The organism is Micrococcus sp. MS-ASIII-49, from assembly GCF_000946635.1.
Lineage (GTDB): Bacteria > Actinomycetota > Actinomycetes > Actinomycetales > Micrococcaceae > Micrococcus > Micrococcus luteus.
Genome location: NZ_JXSP01000090.1, coordinates 1 through 3530, shown reverse-complemented (window position 1 = coordinate 3530; position 3530 = coordinate 1). Strand labels below are relative to the sequence as shown.

3 protein-coding genes are annotated in these 3530 nt (G+C 76.2%); 2 read left to right on the top strand and 1 reads right to left on the bottom strand.

Features of this window, described 5'->3' with window-relative positions; all coding sequences use genetic code 11:
* Positions 1-46: 46 nt before the first annotated feature.
* Positions 47-1183, bottom strand: coding sequence for a succinyl-diaminopimelate desuccinylase (gene dapE / locus SJ20_RS06820; RefSeq protein ID WP_044659401.1), 1137 nt, complete (start codon positions 1181-1183; stop codon positions 47-49).
* Positions 1184-1252: 69 nt separating this feature from the next.
* Here dapE and dapD point away from each other — a divergent pair, with 69 nt between their 5' ends.
* Positions 1253-2218: a 2,3,4,5-tetrahydropyridine-2,6-dicarboxylate N-succinyltransferase gene (gene dapD / locus SJ20_RS06815; RefSeq protein WP_044659400.1), complete on the top strand. Its 966-nt coding sequence runs from the start codon at positions 1253-1255 to the stop codon at positions 2216-2218.
* A 260-nt stretch (positions 2219-2478) separates the two neighbouring features.
* Positions 2479-3486: a DUF559 domain-containing protein gene (locus tag SJ20_RS06810; protein ID WP_044659399.1), complete on the top strand. Its 1008-nt coding sequence runs from the start codon at positions 2479-2481 to the stop codon at positions 3484-3486.
* The last annotated feature ends 44 nt before the right edge of the window (positions 3487-3530 follow it).

Sequence of the window (3530 nt, the reverse complement as noted above, 5' to 3'; positions counted from 1 at the left end):
GTCGGGCGGCTGGCACCGGCCGACGGGGGCGGCCGACGTCGTCGGGTCAGCCGGCCAGCCAGGCCGCGAGCGCCGCGAGGCACGCGTGGACCGCCTCGCGGGGCACGTGCTCGTCATCCGTGTGGGCCAGGAGGGCGTCACCGGGGCCGAAGTTGACCGCGGGCACGCCCAGCTGCGAGAACCGCGCCACGTCCGTCCACCCGTACTTGGGCTGGGGCTCTCCCCCGACGGCGGCGACGAACGCGGCGGCGGCCGGCCGGTCCAGACCGGGGCGGGCGGCGGGCGAGGCGTCGTCGATCCGCACCTGGGCATCCCAGTCCACACCGGCCCCCTCCAGCACCGCGCGGACGTGCGCGTGGGCCTGCTCGAGGGTCTTGTCCGGAGCGAACCGGTAGTTCAGGTCCACGGACGCCTCGTCCGGGATGACGTTGCCCGCGACGCCGCCGGCCACGCGGATCGCGTGCAGCCCCTCCCGGTACTCCAGGCCCTCCACCGTGACCGTGGCCGGCACGTACGCCGCCAGGGCGGTGAGCACGGGGGCCAGCTTGTGGATCGCGTTGTCGCCACGCCAGGCGCGGCCCGAGTGCGCCGCGACACCGGGGAAGGTGACGCGGTACCGGCACGTGCCGTTGCAGCCGCCCTCCACGACGCCGTCGGTCGGCTCGAGCAGCACCGCGAAGTCGCCCTCCAGCAGCTCGGGGGCCTGGCGGGCCACGCGGGCGAGGCCCGACAGGTCCGAGGAGACCTCCTCGTGGTCGTAGAACACCCACGTGACGTCGTGCACGGGGGTCGGGCCGTCCGCGCGGCCGAAGCGGCCGGCCAGGGCCAGCTGCACGGCGACGCCGGACTTCATGTCCACGGCCCCGCGGCCGTACAGCACGTCCCCGTCCCACGCCGAGGGCACGGTCCCGCGCGAGCCCGGCACGGTGGGCAGGGGCACCGTGTCCAGGTGCCCGGCCAGGATCACGCGGGTCGGCCGCCCCAGAGCGGTGCGGGCGACGACGGCGTCGCCGAACCGCCGCACCTCGAGGCCGCCGAGGGCGCGCAGGGCCTGCTCGACGGCGTAGGCCAGCGGCCCCTCCTCCCCCGAGACGGAGCGCACGTCCAGCAGGGTGGCGGTGAGCGCCGCGACGTCGAGGTCCGGATCGGCGAGGTCGGGCAGGGGCACGGGGGTGAGACTCATGCGTCCAGTCTACGGACGCGCCTCCCGTCGCCCCGCAGCGTGCCCCGGCCGCTCATTAGGCTGAGGCGCATGACCCAGACCGCTGCACAGCAGCCCTCCCCCCGTCTCGTCTCCGGCCACGGCCTGGCCACCACGGCCGCCGACGGCGCCGTCCTGGACGTGTGGTTCCCCGCCCCCGTGACCGGTCCGCTCTCCGCCGCGGACGCCTCGCTGCGCGACACCCTGCGCGCCCTCGCCGCGGACGACGCGGACCGCGGAACCACGCAGGCCGTCGTCGAGCTGGAGGTCGACCTGGACGCCGCCCCGGCCTCCACCGCGGACGCGTGGCTGCGCCTGCACGCCCTCTCGCACCGCCTGGCGCGGCCGAACGAGCTCAACCTCGACGGCGTCTTCGGGCTGCTCACCAACGTGGTGTGGACGAACCACGGACCCTGCGCGGTCGCCGACTTCGAGCTGACGCGGGCGAAGCTGCGTGCCCGCGGCGCCGTGCAGGTGTACGGCGTGGACAAGTTCCCGCGCATGACGGACTACGTCGTGCCCTCCGGGGTACGCATCGGCGACGCGGACCGGGTGCGCCTGGGCGCCCACCTGGCCGAGGGGACGACCGTGATGCACGAGGGCTTCGTGAACTTCAACGCGGGCACCCTGGGGAACTCGATGGTCGAGGGCCGGATCTCGGCCGGCGTCGTGGTGGGCGACGGGTCCGACGTCGGAGGCGGCGCGTCCATCATGGGCACGCTCTCCGGCGGCGGCACCCAGCGGATCGTGATCGGCGAGCACGTGCTGCTCGGCGCGAACTCCGGCGTGGGCATCTCCGTCGGCGACGACTGCGTGGTCGAGGCCGGTCTGTACGTCACCGCGGGCACGCGCGTGAGCGTGCTGCAGGACGGCGAGGCGGCGCACACCGTGAAGGCCGTGGACCTCTCCGGCGTGCCGAACCTGCTGTTCCGCCGCAACTCCACCACGGGCGGGGTCGAGGCCCTCCCCCGCGCCGGCCGGACCGTCGAACTGAACGCGGCGCTGCACGCGAACTGACCCGGCGCACCCGGTCCCCGGCCCGCGACCCTTCCCTCCCCGTTCCCCGCCGCGTTGGGGGGCGATTCCCGGTGGTATCCCGCCGGGATAACGCCCAGTATCGCCCCCGGAACTCCCCGGCGGTCCGGGGGCGGGAAGACGACGACGGCGGCGCGCGGCGCGGGCCGTCGGCTCCTGCACAGCAGCGCCCGCCCCGCGCGTCATCCCCGTGCCGCGGCCAGCGCGCCCCGGGCGCCTCGCCGGCGTCGTCCGATGGGTGCATGCCGCGCGTCGTCATTCCTCTGCCGCCCGACCAGCCCGCCGTCCTGTTGGCCACGGACCTGGCCCGACTGGGGCTGCCGCCCGACCGCGCCCGCCGGTCGGACCTGGAGCGGGTCGGACAGGGCTTCCACCGGCAGCGGGCACGCCCTGGCACGGGCTGGGCCGACCTGGGCCTGCCCGAGCCCGGGCACGGCTTCTCCCCCGATCACCTCGCCGCGCTCCTGCGCCGACGCCCGGATGCCGTCCTCTCCCACGAGACCGCGGCCCACCTGCACGGCCTGCCGATGCCCGCGCGAGCCTGGCGGCGGCGCGACCCGGCGACCGGCGAGCTCGAGGCCGGCCCGCCGGTGCACCTCACCGTGGCCCGGGGGACACGACGCGTCCGGCGGGCCGGGCTGATGGACCACCGGCGGCCGCTGGCGCCCGAGTTCGTCACGCACGTGCACGGCCTGCGCGTCACCACGGTCGATCGCATCTGGCTGGACCTGTGCTCCCTGACTCCCCCATGGACGTTCGAGGACCTCGTGGCCGCCGGGGACCACGCCGTCCGGCACCCGTGGACGCCCGCGGGCCGGACGGATCCGGCCACCACGATCGCCGCGCTGCGGTCGGCGCTGCACGCGTCCGGACGCTTCCACGGCCGCCCGGCCGCCCGGGAGGCGCTGGATTCCGTTCGCGTCGGGGCGGACTCGCCGCCCGAGACCCGCCTGCGCCTCGCCCTCGTGGCCGGCGGGCTGCCGGAGCCGGAGCTGCAGGCCGCGCTCGAACCCGAGGACCCCTTCTCCCCCGTGGCCGACCTCGCCTACCGCCACGTCCGCCTGGCCCTGCAGTACGACGGTGCGGGGCACCGCACGCGGGAGCAGCAGGCGCGCGACGCCCGCCGGGACCGCTACGGCCAGGCGCGCGGCTGGACGACGCTCCGCGTCACCTGGGCGGATGGGCGCGAGGACTTCCGTGGCGTCGTCGCGGTGGTCCGACGCCGCCTCGGCCACTCCGCCTCGACATGAAGACGCTCCGGCGAACGCATTGGGGGCGGTTTCGGGTGGTATTC